General features: G+C 62.5%; 14 protein-coding genes and 1 tRNA gene. 3 read left to right on the top strand and 12 right to left on the bottom strand.

Annotated features, from left to right (window positions below; translation table 11 throughout):
• Positions 1-86: 86 nt before the first annotated feature.
• The 9 genes from DT603_RS08195 to murJ form a co-directional block, all read right to left on the bottom strand.
• Complete coding sequence (locus tag DT603_RS08195) at positions 87-1,241, bottom strand: DNA cytosine methyltransferase (protein WP_162349420.1); 1,155 nt, start codon at positions 1,239-1,241, stop codon at positions 87-89.
• 5 nt (positions 1,242-1,246) lie between these two features.
• Positions 1,247-2,731, bottom strand: coding sequence for a DNA (cytosine-5-)-methyltransferase (locus DT603_RS08200; protein WP_162349377.1), 1,485 nt, complete (start codon positions 2,729-2,731; stop codon positions 1,247-1,249).
• Between the two features lie 632 nt (positions 2,732-3,363).
• Positions 3,364-4,071 (bottom strand): hypothetical protein, encoded by a 708-nt coding sequence (locus DT603_RS08205; RefSeq protein WP_162349378.1) that lies wholly within the window; start codon positions 4,069-4,071, stop codon positions 3,364-3,366.
• A gap of 608 nt (positions 4,072-4,679) precedes the next feature.
• A tRNA-Thr gene (locus tag DT603_RS08210) sits at positions 4,680-4,755 on the bottom strand.
• Positions 4,756-4,791: 36 nt separating this feature from the next.
• Positions 4,792-5,742 (bottom strand): 4-hydroxy-3-methylbut-2-enyl diphosphate reductase, encoded by a 951-nt coding sequence (gene ispH / locus DT603_RS08215; RefSeq protein ID WP_162349379.1) that lies wholly within the window; start codon positions 5,740-5,742, stop codon positions 4,792-4,794.
• A gap of 7 nt (positions 5,743-5,749) precedes the next feature.
• Positions 5,750-6,253: a signal peptidase II gene (gene lspA, locus DT603_RS08220; protein WP_162349380.1), complete on the bottom strand. Its 504-nt coding sequence runs from the start codon at positions 6,251-6,253 to the stop codon at positions 5,750-5,752.
• 165 nt (positions 6,254-6,418) lie between these two features.
• Positions 6,419-9,199: an isoleucine--tRNA ligase gene (gene ileS, locus DT603_RS08225; RefSeq protein ID WP_246191706.1), complete on the bottom strand. Its 2,781-nt coding sequence runs from the start codon at positions 9,197-9,199 to the stop codon at positions 6,419-6,421.
• 62 nt (positions 9,200-9,261) lie between these two features.
• A complete protein-coding gene (locus tag DT603_RS08230; protein ID WP_162349382.1) occupies positions 9,262-10,206 on the bottom strand; it encodes a bifunctional riboflavin kinase/FAD synthetase in 945 nt (314 codons plus the stop codon).
• 30 nt (positions 10,207-10,236) lie between these two features.
• Complete coding sequence (gene murJ, locus DT603_RS08235; protein ID WP_162349383.1) at positions 10,237-11,856, bottom strand: murein biosynthesis integral membrane protein MurJ; 1,620 nt, start codon at positions 11,854-11,856, stop codon at positions 10,237-10,239.
• Between the two features lie 113 nt (positions 11,857-11,969).
• On the opposite strand from murJ, the gene rpsT reads away from it, so the two are divergent.
• Entirely contained in the window at positions 11,970-12,239 is a 270-nt protein-coding gene (gene rpsT / locus DT603_RS08240; protein WP_093281058.1) for a 30S ribosomal protein S20, read from the top strand.
• 184 nt (positions 12,240-12,423) lie between these two features.
• Here the strand turns inward: rpsT and cgtA are convergent, their stop codons facing one another.
• The 3 genes from cgtA to rplU all read right to left on the bottom strand — a co-directional run bounded on the left by cgtA (position 12,424) and on the right by rplU (position 14,220).
• Positions 12,424-13,476 carry an Obg family GTPase CgtA gene (cgtA, locus tag DT603_RS08245; RefSeq protein ID WP_162349384.1) on the bottom strand — a complete coding sequence of 351 codons (1,053 nt, stop codon included), beginning with the start codon at positions 13,474-13,476 and terminating at the stop codon, positions 12,424-12,426.
• Between the two features lie 141 nt (positions 13,477-13,617).
• A complete protein-coding gene (rpmA, locus tag DT603_RS08250) occupies positions 13,618-13,878 on the bottom strand; it encodes a 50S ribosomal protein L27 (RefSeq protein WP_162349385.1) in 261 nt (86 codons plus the stop codon).
• Positions 13,879-13,890: 12 nt separating this feature from the next.
• A complete protein-coding gene (gene rplU / locus DT603_RS08255) occupies positions 13,891-14,220 on the bottom strand; it encodes a 50S ribosomal protein L21 (protein ID WP_162349386.1) in 330 nt (109 codons plus the stop codon).
• 270 nt (positions 14,221-14,490) lie between these two features.
• Between rplU and uvrA the strand changes: the two genes are divergently transcribed.
• The gene (gene uvrA, locus DT603_RS08260; protein WP_162349387.1) at positions 14,491-17,484 is read left to right on the top strand and encodes an excinuclease ABC subunit UvrA; all 2,994 of its coding nucleotides are present in this window, start codon (positions 14,491-14,493) and stop codon (positions 17,482-17,484) included.
• A complete protein-coding gene (locus tag DT603_RS08265) occupies positions 17,481-17,900 on the top strand; it encodes a thioesterase family protein (RefSeq protein ID WP_162349388.1) in 420 nt (139 codons plus the stop codon). Before uvrA ends, DT603_RS08265 begins: the two co-directional genes overlap by 4 nt.

The following is a 17,900-nucleotide window of genomic DNA, read 5'->3' on the forward strand; positions in this document are numbered from 1 at the left end:
AGAGCATAAAGCTTTATCTCTCCAAGGTTTCGATGAGGCCCGCGCCCCGAATGAAAGGTGGCCGGTGTTGCATACGCATCAATCAGTTAGGAAGCAGCGACAAGCCTTGCGTCCTCAATATAGGCAGCCATGCTCGGCAGGAAGCCATCTGCAAACCTAATCGCTGTACTTTCTTGTGCTCGTTGATAAAAGCCTGAGGCAGCGCGCAGCGATAGGGGCTTCAATGGGTCCTGGAGAAAAGCAGCCAGCCGAGGCGCCGGTGCCTGTATTGCCCAAGTTGAGACATCGACAGAATAACGTTGACCGCTAAGTCCGTAAGCGGCTTTAGGGAGCCTTGCAGTCTTCGCTATCCGATGCACCGGCGCCCCCAGCCCCTTAGGAGCTTCTATCTGCTCGGCTACCCAGTCAACCATAGGTACGCAGATGGTGTTCCCAACAAGTTTCCATCTAGCTCCAGCCCTAGACGACTGCTTGATGGCAGGCTCAGTCCAGCCCGCTGGAAACCCGAACATCCGCTCGGCATCCAATATCGAAGGCGTGCCGAACTGTCCTGTCGAGGGAACCCATATCGCGGGAGGAGATGGTATCCCAAGGGCGGACCCGCCCTTGATGGTTGGGACCGCATCTTTGACCCAGCCAAGCCCTCTCTTGCCTTCCGTCCAGTAAAACCCGTACGAGCTCTTTTCATCCACAAAGCCGACAGCGTCGTCAACATTAGGAATCACGTAACCGGTTGGGAAGAGAACTTGCGACGGATCCTCCTCAAGAGACAAAAGGATAACTACACGCTCGCGCCTTTGCGGCAATCCGAAGCTTCTAGCATCCAAGACTCTGTAGGCCCAGTTGTAACCTAGAGCCTCAGCCTGCTTGATGACATGCTCCATCGCACGTCCTTGCTTTAGTTTCAGCATGTAAGAGACATTCTCAAGGATCACCCACTTCGGCTTGCGCTTCTCAGCGGCAATCAACCGGAATATCTCGTCCACTAGTCCAGACCTTGCTCCTCTGATACCTACCTTCTCGCCGGCCTGACTCAGATCTTGACAGGGGAACCCCGCAGTTAGTATTTCGGCACCTTGGAGACCTTTCAACTTCTGAATGTCCCCAGAAATCGGAACATTGGGGAAGCGGAAGCGAAGCACTTCCTGCGCAACCGGATCAATGTCACACAGGCCGACGCATTCAACACCGCGACGCGAGAAGGCGAGCTCAAAGCCACCGATCCCGCTGAATAGTCCCATTACTTTCAAAGAAGTACTCCCTGTAAAGCCGCACCTAGCACGATTGCTTGGCTCAGCTTCGGCGGAGCGGCGTTACCGATAATCTGCTGCATAGCTCTACGTCCTGTCACAGTAGGGAAATCGAAAAAATCTGGTACGAACTGGAGGCGACAAGCTTCATGAGGAGTCAGGGTTCGCCGCTCAAGTGGGTGAACAAACCGTCCTTGGCCAGTTGATCCGAAGCCACCCGTTATCGTGGGAGCTGGCTTGTCCCAGCGCATCCTGCCGTACACAGATACATAGCTATGCGTCTTGTCTCGGTGGCAAGGTGGGCGCTCAGCGTTCGGAAGTTCGAAAAGCCCGTTCTCAAAAAGAAAATCAATGCGCCTTCGATTCTCCGCAGAATGAGATGCCGACGATTCGTAAGTAACGGCCTCGTTATACGAGGCTTGCAGGTCTGCTAGTGCCCACTCTACCGGGCGCACTTCACTAGCCTGCGCCGCTAACGCCTGCTCAATGTCGAAAGCGCCTCTCCTGGAAGCGACAAGAACGAACCGCTTTCTCGCTTGGGGCACTCCCAGCCTTCGTAAGTCCACAAGAGAAGTACTCACTTCATATCCAAGACGTGTCAGCGCTTCCGATGTTCGGCTCACAACTCCTTGCCGATCATGCACTACGCCAGGAACGTTCTCCACGATCACGAAAGTCGGCTGCAGGAGTTCCGAAAGGCGCACAGTCGAGAAGTAAAGATTGTTCTTGGGGTCCTCGCGCCGAGTGTGATTGTTGAGGTCGCTATGGCCTTGGCAAGGAGGTCCCGCCACCAGAACGTCAAGACCTCCCCCTATGGACCTCAAAAAGGCTTTCTCTTCCCTTGTTTCTGCCGCGCCTACTGTTCCGTTGGCTATTGCTATCACGTCTTCGTGGAGGGCCACCGAAGTAGGAAAGTTGTGGCGAAACGTAGCGATCGCGTCACCATCGAAATCCAAGCCGAATGCATGAACTGGAACAAGTCCAGCCGCGCGGAGACCCTCATCAACACCGAGCGAAAAGATTCCGCCCCCGCTGAACGCATCACCTACCCGCACTCGCCGCCCGAGCGATGCTGGCTCCGGCAGTCTCTTAGACCGAAGCCAGTCAAGCTCGTAGTGCTGGGCTCCGTAGTCCTTAACGCGCCTTCGGGACTCAACCTGTGAGACGACTGGGCGACCATCGGGAAATAAGACTGTCCTTATCCCCTTTCCCGCCTGCCAGTGGTATGAAATGGGATTCACGTACTCTTCGCCTGCACCCTTTACTGCAACTTGGGGAGCCACGGAAGATGCGGCAACCAGCTTGTTGATCTCACTAAGACTGAAAAGCCGGTATCCGTTGATCGGATGGCGAACAGCATTGAGACGACCTTGGGCGACCCAGTTCCTGATGGTCTGGGCGGTGACGCCCAAAATAGAAGCAGCTGCCCCGATTCGGACTGCCTGTCCCAACTTGTCCTGAGAAATTCTAGCTTCAATCATGACCCTATTAAACCCTCAAAAACCTAAATAAACCAGAACATCTTCTACATGGGCCGACCGCGTCTCGTCCAGCAGGCTACTTCTCTGCATTCTCACCAGCTGAGGCCGACCCGAACTCCCGCAACTGCTGCTACTTTTGAGCGTAAGGCGAGGACATTGCGTCACGCACGGCCAAGCTTCCCGAGGGGAAGTTTGGCGGCATCCATACACTTCAGGGATCAGGCCAGGGTAGGAATGGAGGACCTTTGAGTGGGTGTGAAGGCCCGCGGGTTTACAACGTGCAGCGGCCTCGGTGACTCCAAGGCTAGACAGGTGCCTGCTGCCTACTGATCTGGCGGTCCCCGCCACTGCGTGCATCAGGTCGTTGCATCTTGAGCCAGTCGCGGCAGGCAGGGTCACCGGAGGCAGGGCCTAAAGTCTTCTCAAGTGTCGACCACTAGGAGCGCCAAGCGGCGGAGGATGATGAAGTGCCTTGCGCGCTAGCGCTGCCATTGGCCTGGCGATGCCGACGGAGGAGATCAAAGGTGGAATCCGGGCGAAACATTAGGTGGTCTTGAGGTGGGGGCAAGGGGTATCTCGGAGCGTCACTTATCGATAGCCCTTCGGATTTTTTTCTATGAACGGCCAATGGATTAAGCGACTTTCAACCGTTCGACATGCTGATACAGCTCTGGCGGCCACACAGCACCATCATCACGGCTCTTCCTTAAGGCGTCCCACACGATGGTCCAGCTGAGCGCCATTGAATCCAAAGAGCCATAGGCCGCCAGCATAGAAGTCATGATTGCTAGCCTCCGCCGCTTCTTCCTCCATGAAACAAACTGACTGAGGATCGTTAGCACGATCCACCCTGCAGCGAGCCACGGCAGTTCAAAGATAAGTAGTGCAACCACGACCGCAAGCCATATGGACCAAGCCACGACGACGCCCGCGGCCTGAGCCAGCAAGATCTTCCAGCTGAACTTGCCACCAATCCAACGATCGGAGAAACCGAGTGCGACGGAAGTTGCCGAAACCTCGGCGTGTACCAAGAGATTGGCTAGGAGCCAGTTGAAAGCAGGACAATGCAGCCACTGCATTTGATTGACGTACTGAGCCGTTGCGTTCTTCAGTTCGACCACAAAGTAACGATAAGAATCTGCAGTTTGTACAACTGAGTTCTCCGAGATAGAGGACCAACTTTCTACAGCCTCACCGTTGCGGCTTACACAGTAGAAAACCGAGCGAATCCACTCCGCGCCCTCACTCTGGTAGTCGTCAAGCTGCTCCTCATCAGATGTCGCCTGCTTGGCAAGCTGCCTGACAAGCCCCAGAGCACCATTCAGTGATACCACCGTCATCCTTGGACCCCACGCGGAAGGTGCGGCGAGAGTTCCTGTCCTCTCGCCGCGATTGCTTCAGTGGGTCAGGAGGAGCAGAACCGCGAGAATGAGTTCCCGAAGTTCCCTCAGGTCCAACTTGACCTTGATCTGGATTCGAAGCATGACGGTTATCCCGGCATGTGACGTCCCCAAGCGCTCAGGAACATCTGTGGAAGATGCCCTTAGTTATTTAACGTCGCTGTGCTACGACGTCACCGTTCGGGGCATGCTCCCTTCAGATGAGTTCCGGAGACCTGCTTCTCCTTGGCCTTGGTTCGGCTTACGCCCTTATCGTTGGCGGCACGGGTGCTTCCCCAAGGCTGGTCACTGCGTTTCCCCGTTGAGCAGCTTGGAGGCCACCCAGACCCTTTCCGGGGGTCTAGCCGTCGAGGCTCAGCCTCTCCGACGTTCCTTGACTCTACATGGACGTTACACGCCACGCGACCCTATACAGCCGCCACAGCAAAAAGCCCCGAGGGACACCCTTGAGGCTTTAAAAGTCTTCAAAATATCTGTACCGGAATACTGTACCGGTTTGGATCATTCAACCGTCCGTAAGTCATTGAATATAAAGACAAACGTACAGTTGGTGCCGGAAATAGGAATCGAACCTACGACCTCATCATTACGAATGACGCGCTCTACCAACTGAGCTATTCCGGCATGGGACGCGAATTCTAGGGGTCGCAGGGGGTGGGGTCAATTCACCAGCTGCAGGCGCAGCTCCTTGGGCAGGGCGAAGACCATGTCTTCCGGCTCGCCGTCGAGCTCCCTGACCCCTGCCGCGCCGAGTACGCGCAGTCGCTCGATCACTCCTTGCACCAGTACGTCCGGGGCGGAAGCGCCGGCCGTCACGCCGATGCTGGCCTTGCCGGCGACCCAGGACGGATCGATCTCGTCGGCGCCGTCGATCAGGTAGGCCTCGACGCCATCACGCTCGGCCAGCTCACGCAGGCGGTTGGAATTTGAACTGTTGGGCGAACCCACCACCAGCACCAGGTCGCAACGCTGGGCGAGCTCGCGCACCGCATCCTGGCGGTTCTGGGTGGCATAGCAGATGTCGTCGTGTCGCGGCCCCTGCATCTGCGGGTAACGCGCCTGCAGCGCTTCGATGATCCCGCGGGTGTCATCGACCGACAGCGTGGTCTGCGTGGTGTAGGCCAGGTTGCCGGGCTGGTTCACTTCCAGCGTGGCCACGCCGTGGATGTCTTCCACCAGGTAGATGCGCCCGGTGCCGCTCTCGGCGCTCCACTGGCCCATGGTGCCTTCCACTTCCGGATGTCCGGCATGGCCGATGAGGATCACGTCGCGGCCGGCGCGGCAGTGGCGCGCCACTTCGAAATGCACCTTGGTCACCAGCGGACAGGTGGCGTCGAAGATCTTCAGCCCGCGCGCGGTGGCTTCGGCACGTACCGCCTGCGACACGCCGTGGGCGCTGAAGATCACGGTGGCGTTGTCGGGCACTTCATCGAGCTCTTCCACGAACACCGCGCCGCGGCTGCGCAGGTCTTCCACCACGAAGCGGTTGTGGACCACCTCGTGGCGCACATAGATCGGCGCGCCCAGCGTCTCGATGGCGCGCTTGACGATCTCGATGGCGCGGTCGACACCGGCGCAGAAACCTCGGGGATTGGCGAGCAGGACGTCCATGGGCCGATTATCCCGCGTTTTGCTTGCGCTTGCCGTCGAACACGCCGAACAGGGCAATGCCCACGGCCCCGGCGACAATGGCCGAATCGGCGATATTGAACGACGGCCAGTAGTGCTCCTGCCAATGCCACTGGATGAAATCGACCACGTGGCCGTGGACCAGGCGGTCGATCACGTTGCCCAGCGCGCCGCCGATCACCAGCGCATACGGCGCCGCCTGGCGCCAGTCCGCGCGCCGGGTGCGGGCGAGCCAGTACCCGAGCAGTCCGCAGATCGCGATCGCCAGCACGGTGAAGAACCAGATCTGCCAGCCGCCAGCATCGCTCAGGAAGCTGAACGCCGCGCCGGTGTTGTAGGTGCGGTACCAGTTCCAGACACCCTTGATCACCGGAATGGCAGTGTATTCGGGCAGCCGGGCCAGGACCCATGCCTTGCTCAGCTGGTCAAGGACGATCACGGCGAGGGAGAGCAGCAGCCAGATCAGGGCATTGGGTTTGGGGTGTTTGGACATCAAGTGGAGCCTTGCTGTTGTGTCCTTCTCCCGTCGGGAGAAGGTGCCCGAAGGGCGGATGAGGGAACGGACTTTCAGATCGCAATCAACTCATGAGGCAAGTCATTTTCCTTCCCTCATCCGTCGCTGCGCGCCACCTTCTCCCGAGGGGAGAAGGGAGCAACATCAGAACCACTTACGTTCTTCTCCCGGTCCTTCGATATTGGAAACGCAGCGCGTGCAGAGTTCGGGATGGGCGGCATTGGCGCCCACGTCGGCGCGGCGGTGCCAGCAGCGCACGCACTTCTCCTTGGTCGTGGGCTGGGCCAGCACAAAAATCTCGTCGGCATTGACCGCCGTCACCGTGACGTCGCCGCTGATGAACAGGAAACGCAGTTCCTCGGCCAGCGGCTGCCAGCGTGAGGCGAGCTCGGGACTGGCCGACACCGTGACTTCCGCATCCAGCGCCGCACCGATCACGCCATTGGCGCGCATCGGCTCCAGCACCTTGGCCATCTGTTCGCGCAGGGCCAGCAGCCGGTCGAAATCCTCCACACCCAGCGGCGCATCGGACGGCAGCGCGACCAGGCCTTCGTACCAGGTGGCGAACAGCACGTTGGCCACGCGCTCGCCCGGCAGGAAGCTCCAGATCTCATCGGCGGTGAAGCTGAGGATGGGCGCGACCCAGCGCGTGAACGCCTCCAGGATATGGAACATCGCGGTCTGCGCCGAACGTCGGCCGCGTGAGTCCTCCTGCATCGTGTACAGGCGGTCCTTGGTCACGTCCAGGTACAGCGAGCCCAGGTCGACGCTGCAGAAATTCAGCAGCGCCTGCACGATCTCGGCGAAGTCGTAGCGCGCGTAGGCGGCAATGATCCTCTGCTGCACTTCGAAGGCGCGATGCACGACCCAGCGATCCAGCGCCACCATGTCTTCGGGCTGCACCAGGTCGCGTGCCGGGTCGAAACCATCCAGGTTGCTGAGCAGGAATCGCGCGGTGTTGCGCAGGCGGCGGTAGGCGTCGGCGTTGCGCTTGAGGATTTCCTGCGACAGCGACATCTCGTTGCTGTAGTCGGCCGAGGCGATCCACAGGCGCAGGATGTCGGCGCCCAGGGTCTTCATGATGTCCTGCGGCTCGATGCCGTTGCCCAGCGACTTGGACATCTTGCGGCCGTTCTCGTCCACGGTGAAACCGTGGGTCAGGCACTGCCTGTAGGGCGCGTGCTTGTCGATGGCCACGCCGGTAAGCAGGGAGGACTGGAACCAGCCGCGATGCTGGTCGGAACCTTCCAGGTACAGATCGGCCGGCTTGCCGAAACCGCGTTCCAGCAGCACGCCTTCATGGGTCACGCCGGAATCGAACCAGACATCGAGGATGTCGGTGGTCTTCTCGTAATGCGCGGCTTCCGCGCCCAGCAATTCAGCGGCATCCAGCGAATACCAGACATCCACCCCGCCCTGCTCCACCTTGTCGGCGATGACGGCCATCAGCTCGACGGTGCGCGGATGCGGCTCGCCGGTTTCGCGGTGCACGAACAGGGTGATCGGCACGCCCCAGGTACGCTGGCGGCTGATGCACCAGTCGGGCCGGCCTTCGACCATGCCGGCGATGCGCGCCTGGCCCCATTCCGGATACCAGGTCACGTGCTTGATGGCAGCCAGCGCATCGCGCCGCAGGTGCGCCTGTTCCATCGAGATGAACCACTGCGGCGTGGCGCGGAACACCACGGGCGTGCGGTGGCGCCAGCAATGCGGATAGCTGTGCTCGAGCTTGTGGAAGGCCAGCAGGGCGCCGCTCTGGCGCAATGCATCGACCAGGGCGTCGTTGGCTTTCCAGATGTGCAGGCCGGCCAGCACCAGCTCGCCCGCGGGCGGAGTCGACGGCAGGTACACGCCGCGGCCGTCGACCGGATTCATCTGGCCGGCGGTGTACTTCTCGATCAGCCCGTACTTCTGGCCGACCACGAAATCCTCCTGGCCGTGGCCGGGCGCCGTATGCACCGCGCCGGTGCCGTCTTCGGCGGACACGTGGTCGCCGAGGATCACCGGGATCTCGCGATCCGCATAAAAGGGATGGTTCAACACGATGCCTTCCAGCGCACTGCCCTTGGCATGCGCATGGACGACGAAGTCGGACACGCCGTAGCGCTGCGAGGCGCGTTCGGCCAGCGCCTCGGCCAGCAGCAACCAGCGGCGCTTGCCGTTGTGCGCCGGGCCTTCGACCAGCACGTAGTCCAGGTCCGGGCCCAGCGACACCGCCAGCGACGCGGGAATCGTCCACGGCGTGGTGGTCCAGATCGGCACCGCGACTTCCACGTCCGCAGGCACCGTGACGTCCATTGCCGCGGCGAACGCTTTCACGTCGCGCACGGCGTAGGCGATGTCCACCGCGGGCGACACCTTGTCCTGGTATTCGATCTCGGCTTCGGCCAAGGCCGAGCCGCAATCGAAGCACCAGTGCACCGGCTTGGCACCACGCAGCAGGTGGCCGTTGGCCACGATCTTGGCCAGCGCGCGGATTTCGTCGGCTTCGAACTTGAAGTCGAGGGTGAGGTAGGGGTTCTCCCAGTCGCCGATCACGCCCAGGCGCTTGAAGTCGCGGCGCTGGATGTCGATCTGCTCGTTGGCGAATTCGCGGCACTTCTGCCGGAACTGTTCGGCGTCCAGCTTCACCCCGACCTTGCCGTGTTTCTTCTCGACCGCGATCTCGATCGGCAGGCCGTGGCAGTCCCAGCCTGGCACGTAAGGCGCATCGAAGCCGGCCACGTACTTGGACTTGACGATGATGTCCTTGAGGATCTTGTTGACCGCATGGCCCAGATGGATGGCGCCGTTGGCATACGGCGGGCCATCGTGCAGCACGAACAACGGGCGCCCCTTGGCATTGGCACGCAGCTGCGCGTACAGGCCCTCGGCCTCCCAGCGCGCCAGCGTCTGCGGCTCGCGCTTGGGCAGGTCGCCGCGCATCGGGAATTCCGTGGCGGGCAGGTGCAGCGTTGCTTTGTAGTCAGTGGGGTTGGAATCGGTGGTCACGCCGTCGCTCTTAGTCGTTGTTCGGAAAGGAGGCGGCGCGCGGTTTGGGCGTCGCGTTGCATCTGCTCGGTCAGCGAGGGCAGATCGGGGAACTTCAGCTCGTCGCGCAGCTTGGCGACGAACTCAACCTCGATGTGGCGCCCGTAGAGGTCGCCATCGAAATCGAACAGGTGTGCTTCCAGCAGCGGCTCGATGCCGTCGACCGTGGGCCGGGTGCCGAAACTCGAAACCGAGGCGTGTGGCCGCTCGCCCACGCCGTGCACCCAGGTTGCGTAGATGCCGGACAGCGCCGGCGTCTTGGGGAAGCGCAGGTTGGCGGTGGGGAAACCCAGGGTGCGTCCGAGCTGTTTGCCGCGCACCACGCGTCCTCCGATCGAATAAGCCCGGCCCAGCAGCCGCGAGGCGTCGGTGAAATCGCCGCCGCGCAAGGCTTCGCGGATGCGGGTGCTGGAGACGCGCTCGCCCTGCGACTGCACCGGCTCGATCTCGCCGGCGCTGAAGCCCAGGTCCGCCCCCAGCGACTGCAGCAGCGGCAGGTCGCCACCACGGCGATGGCCGAAGCGGAAATCCGGGCCGATCCAGACCTCACGTGCACCCAGCCGCGCGACCAGCAGCTTGCGCACGAAGTCCTCGGCGCCCATGGCCGACAGGCGTGCATCGAAGCGCAGCAGGCCGACGCTGTCCACGCCCAGCGCGCGCAGGCCCTGGTACTTGCCGCGTGCCAGGGTCAGGCGCGGCGGCAACTGGGGGGAAAAGAATTCGCGTGGCAACGGCTCGAAGCTCAACGCCACCGCCGGCAGCGACAGATCGCGCCCACGCGCAGCAGCATGGCGCACCAGCGCACGATGGCCCAGGTGCAGACCGTCGAAGGCGCCGATGCAGACCACGCTACCGTGCGGGAACAACGCCCCGCCATCGACGTCACGAAACAGCCTGCTCATAGCCATGAAGTATAGCCGGGCATCCCCGGTTCAAAGCCCGCGCAGATCGCGGGGACGGATGCCCTGCAGCCACAGCAGCGCCGCATACGCCGCCCCGCCGGAGCCGACCAGGATGGCCAGGCGCCACACGCGCTCCCACCAGGCCCACGCGCTCCAGTCCTGCCACAGCCACAACAGCGGGCCGACCACCACCACCATGGCCACGCTGGCCACGACGATCTGGCGCAGCAATTTCCCCCAGCCCGGCTGCCTGCGATAGACACGGGCGCGGCGCAGGTACCAGGCCAGCTGCAAGGCATTGACCCAACCTGCCACCGCAATGGCCAGCGCCAGCAGCGCATGCGCGCCAGGGACCTGCGCAAGCGCGCTGCGGTAGTTGCCGCCGGCCTGCGCCAGGGCCGCCTGGCCTGCCTCGGTCCAGCTCAACAGCGCAAGGAAGAACAGCAGGGTGCAGGCCGCGTTGATCAGCACCGACACCACCGCCGCCTTGACCGGCGTGCGCGTGTCCTGGCGTGCATAGAATGCGGGCGCCAGCACTTTCACCAGCAGGAACGCAGGCACTGCAGTGGACTGCGCCATCAGGCTCAGGCTGCTCATGCGCACGTCGAATGCGGTGAAGTTGTGGTACTGGAACAGGGTGGCCAGCAGCGGCTGAGCACACAGCACCAGTCCCAGGCAGGCTGGCACGCCGATCAGCACGCACAGCCGGAAACCCCAGTCCAGGCCCTTGGAAAAGCCATCGGGATCGGTGGCCGCGTGGCGGCTGGACAGGTGCGGCAGGATCACCGACCCAATGGCCACGCCGAACATGCCCAGCGGGAATTCCAGCAGGCGATCGCTGTAATACAGCCAGCTGACGCTGCCGCTCAACAGAAATGCTGCCGCCCAGGTGTTGAACAGCAGGTTGAACTGCACCACCGAGGAGCCGAACAGGGTCGGCACCATCAGCTTCATGATCTTGCGCACGCCTGCATGGGCCACGCCCCATCGCGGCCGCGGCAGCAGGCCCAGCTTGGCCAGCGCCGGCAACTGGAACACCAGCTGCAGGATGCCGGCCGCGAACACGCCCCAGCCCAGCGCCATCACCGACCCGCCCATCAGCGGCGCCAGCCACAGCGCGGCGGCGATCATCGACAGGTTCAGCAGGATCGGCGAGAGAGCCGGAATGGCGAAACGCTGGTAACTGTTGAGGATGCTCCCCACCAGCGAGGCCAGCGAGATGAACAGCGCATACGGGAAAGTGATCCGCAGCAGTTCGGAGAGCAGCCGGTGGCCGTCACTGCCGGGTGCGTACTTGGAGGCGATGAGGTGGGCGATCTGCGGCGCAAAGACCATCACCAGTGCCGTGACCACGAGCAAAGCGGCCGCCAGCGTCCCGGTGACCCGGTCTATCAGCTCCTTGACCGCCTGGGGGCCATGCCGTTCCTTGTATTCGGCCAGGACCGGCACGAAGGCCATGGAGAACGAGCCCTCGGCCGACAGCCGCCGCATGAAGTTGGGGATGCGGAAGGCAATGAAGAACACGTCCATGGCCGCATTGGCGCCGAACGTGATGGCGTAGACCTGATCCCGGACCAGCCCGGAGACCCGGGACAGGAAGGTCATGGCGCTGAAAATGGCGGTGGAACGCAGCAAGCCCTTGCCGCTCACAGGCAAACTCCCGACGGGTTGACGCAAGTGCTTGAATCGCCCATAATTTCGCGTTCGTTTTTCAGCATTCCGCCCATTACCGCTCCACCCAACGATTTCCTAGGATACCCACCGTGGCAAATATCAAGTCCGCCAAGAAGCGCGCCAAGCAGGCCGTCGTGCGCAACATGCGCAATACCGGCCAGCGTTCGATGCTGCGCACCGCCGTCAAGAAAGTGCTCAAGGCGCTGGACGCCAACGACGCCGCAGGCGCCCAGGCTGCCTTTGCCGTGGCCCAGCCGATCCTGGACCGCTTCAGCTCGCGCGGCCTGATCCACAAGAACAAGGCCGCTCGCCACAAGAGCCGCCTGACCGCCCGCATCAAGGCCCTGCAAGCCGCCTGATCGGTCGCGCGTCGCACTTCCAGAAAACCCGGCCTTGGCCGGGTTTTTTGTTATCCGCGTGCTCGCGATCCATGTGGATCCGAGCCGGGTAGAGCCGGGCTTGCCCGGCTGCTGTCTTTTTCCTGCAAAAGAGCAGCCGGGCAAGCCCGGCTCTGCGTCGTAGCAAGCGCGGTCCGCCACGGCCTCAACCGAGGGCATCGCGCGCTTCCTGCTCGTCCTCTTTGAGGCGGTCGAAGAAGGCCATCACGTCCTTCATGATCGGCCAGGTGCCTTCCCGCGATACCGCCGAGGTCACGTACCAGGGCTGGGTCCAGCCCAGCTCGGCAATCACTTCGGCAGCGCGGGTGCTGGCTTCATCCTCGAACATCAGGTCGGCCTTGTTCAGGACCAGCCAGCGCGGCTTCTGCAGCAGCTCGGGGTCGTGCTTCTCCAGCTCGTGTTCGATCGCCCTGACCTGCTCGGCTGGCGAAATGTCCACCCCGCCCTCCATCGGCGCCATGTCCACCAGGTGCAACAGCAGGCGGGTGCGCTGCAGGTGGCGCAGGAACATCGCGCCCAGGCCGGCACCATCGGCGGCACCCTGGATCAGGCCCGGAATATCGGCAATCACGAAGCTGCGGTGTGCTTCCACGCTGACCACGCCCAGGTTCGGATACAGCGTGGTGAACGGGTAATCGGCAACCTTCGGCGTCGCCGCCGACACCGCGCGGATAAAGGTGCTCTTGCCGGCATTGGGGAAGCCCAGCAGGCCTACGTCGGCCAGCAGCTTCAGTTCCATCTTCAGCGTACGTGCCTCACCCTCGTCGCCCGGGGTAGAGCGGCGCGGGGAGCGGGTCACCGAGCTCTTGAAATGCATGTTCCCCAGGCCGCCCTTGCCGCCCTTCGCCACCAGCAAGCGGTCGCCGTGCGAGACCAGGTCGCCGATCACCTCGTCGGTACCGACGTTGACGATCGCAGTGCCCACCGGGACGCTGATCACCAGATCGTCGCCGCCCTTGCCGTAGCGCTGCTGGCCCATGCCATTTTCGCCACGCTGGGCCTTGAAGCTGCGCTGGTGGCGGAAGTCGACCAGGGTGCTGATGTTCTCGTCGGCCTGGATCCAGACATTGCCGCCATTGCCGCCGTCACCGCCGTCAGGGCCGCCCAGCGGAATGAACTTCTCGCGCCGGAAGCCTATGCAGCCATCGCCACCATTGCCGGCTATGACATCGATTTCTGCTTCGTCTACGAGCTTCATAAATTTGGTTTCGGAAAGTGGGGAGCGTGAAAATATTATTCTGGGGCGCCAGACAAAGCTGCTGGCACCGACCGGGTATCGAGACGGGAGAAACGAAAAGCCCCGCACGCGGCGGGGCCATTCGCTCGCTGCCGCTGAAGCTTACGCTTCGGCGACCACGCTCACGGTACGACGACGCTTGGCGCCCTTGACCGAGAACTCGACCTTGCCGTCGACCAGCGCAAACAGCGTGTGGTCGCGACCCAGTCCGACGCCGGGGCCCGGATGGAACTCGGTGCCGCGCTGGCGCACGATGATGTTGCCTGCGTCGATTGCCTGGCCGCCATAGATCTTGACGCCCAGCATCTTCGGGTTGGAGTCGCGGCCGTTGCGCGAGGAGCCTACGCCCTTTTTATGTGCCATGACTGCTTCTCCTTACTTGTTCTTGTCGTCGCTGGAACCAGAGATTCCAGTGATTTCGATTTCGGTGTAATGCTGCCGGTGACCCATCTGCTTCTTGTGGTGCTTGCGGCGGCGGAACTTGATGATGCGCACCTTGTCGGCGCGACCATGGGACTTGACGGTGGCGGTGACGGTGGCGCCTTTCAGCGCGTCGCCGAGCTTCACGCCCTCGCCGTCGCCCAGCATCAGGATCTGGTCGAACTTGACCTCCTGGCCGGCTTCGGTATCGAGCTTCTCGACGCGGATCGTCTCGCCCGTCATCACGCGGTATTGCTTACCGCCGGTGACTACAACTGCGTACATGGGTGTTTCCTTCTGTAGTTATTTTATTGACCTGCCGGCCATCGAGGGCAGACAGGAGCGGAATTGTAAGCCTTTCAGCAGGTTAGGGTCAACATTGCAGCGCCTCGGACCCCAAAACCGGTCCCTGGCGCAGATGCCACGGCCAGGCAGGCCCGGGAAAGCTGTCCCCCAGACCCCTCATGCCGCCCCGATGCCTTTCATTGCATGCATTTGCCCCCAGATCGTGGGATCGCTACGCTCCCCTGTTGACCGACCGGAACCCCCCACCCGATGGCCATGGACTTCATCCGCATTCGCGGCGCGCGGACGCACAACCTCAAGAACATCGATCTTGACCTGCCCCGCGACAAGCTGATCGTCATCACGGGGCTGTCCGGCTCCGGCAAGTCGTCGCTGGCATTCGACACCATTTATGCCGAGGGCCAGCGCCGCTACGTGGAGTCGCTGTCGGCCTATGCGCGCCAGTTCCTGAGCGTCATGGAAAAGCCCGATGTCGACCACATCGAAGGCCTTTCACCGGCGATCTCCATTGAACAGAAATCGACCTCGCACAACCCGCGCTCCACGGTCGGCACCATTACCGAGATCTACGACTACCTGCGCCTGCTGTATGCGCGCGTAGGCCTGCCGCGCTGCCCCGATCATGGCTATCCGCTCGAAGCCCAGACCGTCAGCCAGATGGTCGACCAGGTGCTGGCCCTTGGCGCGTCTGCAGAAGGCAGTGAACAGCGCTACATGATGCTGGCGCCGGTGATCCGCGAGCGCAAGGGCGAGCATGCCCAGGTCTTCGACCAGCTGCGCGCGCAGGGTTACGTGCGAGTACGCGTGGACGGCGAGCTTCATGAGATCGACGCCGTGCCGGCGTTGGGCCTGCGCCAGAAACACACCATCGAAGCGGTGATCGATCGCTTCAAGCCGCGCGAAGACATCAAGCAGCGCCTTGCGGAAAGCTTCGAGACGGCCCTGAAACTGGGCGACGGCATGGCTTCGGTGCAGTCGCTGGACAATGCCGGCACCGCCCCGCTGCTGTTCTCTTCAAAATACAGCTGCCCGGTCTGCGACTACTCGCTGCCGGAGCTGGAACCCCGCCTGTTCTCGTTCAACTCACCCGTTGGTGCATGCCCCGGCTGCGACGGACTGGGCGTGGCAGAGTTCTTCGACCCCGAGCGGGTGGTCGTGCATCCCGAACTGTCGCTGTCGGCCGGCGCCGTACGCGGCTGGGATCGCCGCAATGCCTATTACTTCCAGTTGATCGCTTCGCTGGCCAAGCATTACAAGTTCGATGTCGACGCGCCCTGGCAGAGCCTGCCCGATACGGTGCAGAACGCCGTGCTGTATGGCAGTGGCAGCGAGCTGGTCACCTTCACCTACCTCACCGATTCGGGTGGCCGCAACCAGCGCAAGCACAAGTTCGAAGGCATCGTGCCGAACCTGCAGCGCCGCTACAGCGAAACAGAATCGGCCGCGGTGCAGGAAGAGCTTTCCAAGTACATCAGCGAGCGGCCTTGTCCCGACTGCGGCGGCGCGCGCCTGAACCGCTCGGCGCGCAACGTGTTCGTCGCCGACCGTGCCTTGCCGGAACTGGTAGTGCTGCCGGTGGACGAAGCACTCGCTTTTTTCCGGAGCCTCTCGTTGCCCGGCTGGCGCGGGGAAATCGCGACCAAGATCGTCAAGGAAATCGGCGAACGCCTCGGCTTCCTGGTCGACGTCGGGCTCGACTACCTGACCCTGGAGCGCAAGGCCGACACCCTGTCCGGCGGCGAGGCGCAGCGCATCCGGCTGGCTTCGCAGATCGGCGCGGGCCTGGTAGGCGTGATGTATGTGCTGGACGAACCCAGCATCGGCCTGCACCAGCGCGACAACGAGCGCCTGCTCGGCACCCTGACCCGGCTGCGTGACCTGGGCAACACCGTGATCGTGGTCGAACACGACGAGGATGCGATCCGCGCCGCCGACTACATCCTCGACATAGGGCCGTATGCAGGCGTGCACGGCGGTGAGATCGTGGCCCAGGGCCAGCTCGAGGACATCCTGAAAGCACCGCGTTCGCTGACCGGCCAGTTCCTGTCGGGCAAGCGTCGCATCGAGATTCCGGCCCTGCGCCACAAGCCGAATCCGAAGATGACCATGCACCTGCGTGGAGCCACCGGCAACAACCTCAAGAACGTGGATCTGGAAATCGCCTCCGGGCTGTTCACCTGTATTACCGGCGTGTCCGGTTCGGGCAAGTCGACGCTCATCAACGACACCCTGTATTCACTGGCCGCCAACGAGATCAATGGCGCCTCGCACAAGCCGGCACCCTACCGGGAGGTCGAAGGCCTGGACCTGTTCGACAAGGTCGTGGACATCGACCAGTCGCCGATCGGTCGTACCCCGCGCTCCAATCCGGCGACCTATACCGGCCTGTTCACGCCCCTGCGGGAATTGTTCGCGCAGGTGCCGGAGTCACGCGCACGTGGTTATTCGCCAGGGCGCTTCAGCTTCAACGTGCGTGGCGGCCGTTGCGAAGCCTGCCAGGGCGACGGCCTGATCAAGGTGGAAATGCATTTCCTCCCCGACGTGTACGTGGCATGCGACGTTTGCCACGGCAAGCGCTACAACCGCGAAACGCTGGAGATCAGCTACAAGGGCCACAACATCAGCGACATCCTCGAGATGACGGTGGAGGACGCACTGAAACTGTTCGAGCCGGTGCCGGCCCTGGCCCGCAAGCTGGAAACCCTGGTCGACGTGGGCCTGAGTTACATCAAGCTGGGCCAGAGCGCGACCACGCTGTCCGGCGGCGAGGCACAGCGCGTCAAGTTGTCCAAGGAACTGTCGCGCCGCGATACCGGCCGAACCCTCTACATCCTGGACGAACCGACCACCGGCCTGCACTTCCATGACATCGAACACCTGCTGGCGGTGCTGCACAAGCTGCGCGACGACGGCAATACCATCGTGGTGATCGAACACAACCTGGACGTGATCAAGACCGCCGACTGGGTGGTGGACCTGGGCCCCGAAGGCGGCCATCGCGGCGGCCAGATCCTGGCCACCGGCACGCCGGAGCAGATCGCCGCCAATCCCGCATCGCACACCGGGCATTTCCTGGCCAAGCTGCTACCCAAGTCGAAGGCGGCCAAGGGCGAGAAGCCGGCGGCGGTGGCCAAACCGGCCGTATTGCCGCAACGCAAATCCGTGCTCAAGCAGGCGGCCAAAGATGCGAAGGCGGCAGCGAAAGACGCCAAGGCCGCAGTCAAGAAGAAGGTGGCCAAGTGAGTGCCGATGCCGATCCGCGGCAGGTAGTCGCACGTGTCACCCTGGCCGTGCGCTGGGGCGACATGGATGCGTTCAACCATGTCAACAATGCGCAGTACCTGCGTTACCTGGAAGAAGCGCGCGTGCAGTGGCTGGCCAGCATCGACACGATTTCAGCACTGGCACCCGTGGCGCCGGTGCTCGCCGCCAGCCACGTGAATTATCGGAAACCGATTGAGTGGCCCAGCGAGATCGTGGTGGAGCTGTTCGTCGAGAAGCTGGGCAACAGCAGCCTCACCGTGGGTCACCGCATCGTGGACGCCATCGATTCCAGCGTGCTTTACAGCGATGGCAGCGTGGTCATGGTGTGGATCGACACACAGACCGGCGCCAGCGTGCCCCTGCCTGAAAACGTCAGGGCCGCCTGCTCCGCCTGA

The organism is Pseudoxanthomonas gei (assembly GCF_010119615.1).
Taxonomy (GTDB): domain Bacteria; phylum Pseudomonadota; class Gammaproteobacteria; order Xanthomonadales; family Xanthomonadaceae; genus Pseudoxanthomonas_A; species Pseudoxanthomonas_A gei.